Here is a 3,049-nt window from a genome sequence, read left to right as displayed (position 1 = left end):
GTCTTTGGGAGCAACACCTATGTTGAACACCCTTCTTCCAATCCTGTTGTTCGCTGCCCTGGGCCTCGCGGTTCTCGGCGCGTTGCGGCGGGTAGCCATGTGGCGCCGGGGCCGAGCCTCGAAGGTCGACCTGATCGGCGGTCTGTTCGCCATGCCCAAGCGTTACATGGTCGACTTGCACCATGTCGTCGCGCGGGACAAGTACATCGCCAACACCCACGTCGCCACGGCCGGCGGCGCGGTGGCGTCGATCGTGCTGGCGATTGTGGTGCACGGTTTCGGTCTGCATAACCGCATCCTCGGTTATGCCTTGTTGTTGATGTCGGCGGTGATGTTCGTCGGCGCGATCTTCGTTTACCTGCGTCGGCGCAATCCACCTTCGCGCCTGTCGAAAGGCCCGTGGATGCGCCTGCCGAAAAGCCTGCTGGCGTTCTCGGCATCGTTCTTCCTGCTGACCCTGCCGGTGGCCGGGATCTTGCCGGAAAACTTCGGTGGCTGGCTGTTGGCGGCAGTCCTCGGTGTCGGCGTGTTGTGGGGCGTGTCGGAGCTATTCTTCGGCATGACTTGGGGCGGGCCGATGAAACACGCCTTCGCCGGCGCCCTGCACCTGGCCTGGCACCGTCGCGCCGAGCGTTTTGGTGGCGGTCGTTCCACCGGTTTGAAGCCGCTGGACCTGAATGACCCGAATGCGCCACTGGGCGTGGAAAAACCCAAGGATTTCACCTGGAACCAGCTACTCGGTTTCGACGCCTGCGTGCAGTGCGGCAAGTGTGAAGCGGCGTGCCCGGCCTTCGCCGCTGGCCAACCGCTGAACCCGAAAAAGCTGATTCAAGACATGGTCGTCGGCCTTGCTGGCGGCACCGATGCCAAGTTCGCCGGCAGCCCGTATCCCGGCAAAGCCATCGGCGAACACGCTGGCAATCCGCATCAACCGATCGTCAATGGTCTGGTGGACGCCGAGACGCTGTGGTCGTGCACCACCTGCCGCGCCTGCGTCGAGGAATGCCCGATGATGATCGAGCACGTCGACGCCATCGTCGACATGCGCCGCCATCTGACCCTGGAAAAGGGCGCGACCCCGAACAAGGGCGCCGAAGTCCTGGAAAACCTGATCGCCACCGACAACCCGGGCGGTTTCGCACCGGGCGGACGGATGAACTGGGCGGCGGATTTGAACCTCAACCTGCTCAGCGAAAAGAAATCCACCGACGTGCTGTTCTGGGTCGGCGATGGCGCCTTCGACATGCGCAACCAGCGCACCTTGCGCGCGTTCGTCAAAGTGCTGAAAGCGGCGAAAATCGACTTCGCCGTACTCGGCCTCGAAGAGCGCGACAGCGGCGACGTGGCGCGACGCCTGGGCGATGAAGCGACCTTCCAGTTGCTGGCCAAGCGCAACATTCAGACCCTGGCCAAGTACAGCTTCAACCGCATCGTCACCTGCGATCCGCACAGCTTCCACGTGCTGAAAAACGAATACGGCGCTTTCGACGGCAACTACCTGGTGCAGCACCACAGCACCTACATGGCAGAAGTCATCGAGGCCGGCGCGCTCAATCTCGGCCAGCACAAAGGCGACAGCGTGACCTATCACGACCCGTGTTACCTGGGGCGCTACAACGGCGAATACGAGGCGCCACGTCAGGTCCTGCGTGCGCTCGGGATTGAAGTCAAAGAGATGCAACGTTCCGGTTTCCGCTCGCGCTGCTGCGGCGGCGGCGGCGGTGCGCCGATCACCGACATTCCGGGCAAGCAGCGGATTCCCGACATGCGCATGGAAGACATCCGCGAGACCGGCGCCGAACTGGTGGCCGTGGGTTGTCCACAGTGCACGGCAATGCTCGAGGGCGTGGTTGAACCGCGGCCACTGATCAAGGACATCGCCGAACTGGTGGCCGATGCGCTGCTTGAAGAGGACGCGGCCAAGCCCGCCGCGCCGGCCAAACGTGAACCCGCGGAGGTGCATTGATGAGCGACATTATCCGCCGCGACCCCCGTGCCGAATGGATCGCCCGTAACCGTCTGCATCCGCTGCACGCCGCCATGCAACCGGCGCAGCACAGCTGGATGGGCCCTAACGGGGTCATCCGCAAGAATCCCCATGGCATCGGCTTTATCGGCCCCAACGGGATCAAGCGCATCGACCGCAGTGGCGCTCAACAGGGCGGGACCGCCAAGCGCACCGCCGCCGTTGAAGTGCAATTGCCGCTGCATCAAGTGACCCAGCCCGCGTTCAACATCTGCGTGGTGCCGGACATGGTCGGTGGCCGTTTGGGCAGCCACGACCGCGATCTGTTGGGTCTGGCCCATCAGCTTGCCGGCAAGGACGGCGCCGTGTTGGCCGTGGTCTTCGGTGAACACAAGGAAAGTACGTTTGCCAACGCAGGTGTCGATCGCCTGCTGGTGCTTGATGGCGAAGCATTCAATGGTTATGCACCGGAGCAGCGGGTCCAGGGCCTGCGAGCTGTGGATAACCAGTTCAATCCGCGCCACTGGCTACTGCCGGACAGCCGCAGCGGTGGCGGCGAATTGGGTCGGCGTTTTGCCGCGGCGCTGGGCGAACGTCCGGCCACGCGTGTCTGGCAGGTCAAGGATGAGCAATGCATCGGCCGCGCCGGCGCCGGTCTGCAAGACTTGGCCCGGCCGTTAGCGCGTTTGATTCTGGCCGCCGTTGAATGCGCCGAACCGGTCAGCGAAACCCGTCACGAAGCGTTGCCGGTTGAGTTATCCACAACCGTCGCCCGCAGTCTCTCGCGCATCGAGGATCTGGGGGCGGTGGCGGTGGACCCGGCGGCGATTCCCATGGCCGAAGCCGAATTCATTTTCTCCGGCGGCAACGGGGTTAAGGATTGGGATTTGTTCCACCAGACCGCCGCGGCGCTCGGTGCCACCGAAGGTGCTTCGCGGGTGGCGGTGGACGATGGTTTCATGGCCCGCGACCGCCAGGTGGGTGCGTCAGGTACCTGGGTCACAGCGCGGGTGTACGTGGCGGTGGGTATTTCCGGGGCGATCCAGCACCTGCAAGGCATCGGTGCCTGCGACAAGGTGGTGG

At 64.0% G+C, this 3,049-nt stretch carries 2 protein-coding genes; both read left to right on the top strand.

Annotated elements, in window-relative coordinates; translation table 11 throughout:
* Window positions 1–19 precede the first annotated feature (19 nt).
* Window positions 20–1,966: a dimethylglycine demethylation protein DgcB gene (gene dgcB / locus D8U69_RS07915; protein WP_130906001.1), complete on the top strand. Its 1,947-nt coding sequence runs from the start codon at window positions 20–22 to the stop codon at window positions 1,964–1,966.
* Window positions 1,966–3,049 (top strand): electron transfer flavoprotein subunit alpha/FixB family protein (locus D8U69_RS07910; protein WP_130907055.1); only part of this gene is annotated, 1,084 nt, incomplete at its 3' end. The genes dgcB and D8U69_RS07910, both read left to right, overlap by 1 nt.

It is taken from the genome of Pseudomonas sp. Sample_16 (assembly GCF_004307665.1).
Classification (GTDB): Bacteria; Pseudomonadota; Gammaproteobacteria; order Pseudomonadales; family Pseudomonadaceae; genus Aquipseudomonas.
This window is presented reverse-complemented; position numbering and strand designations above follow the sequence as displayed.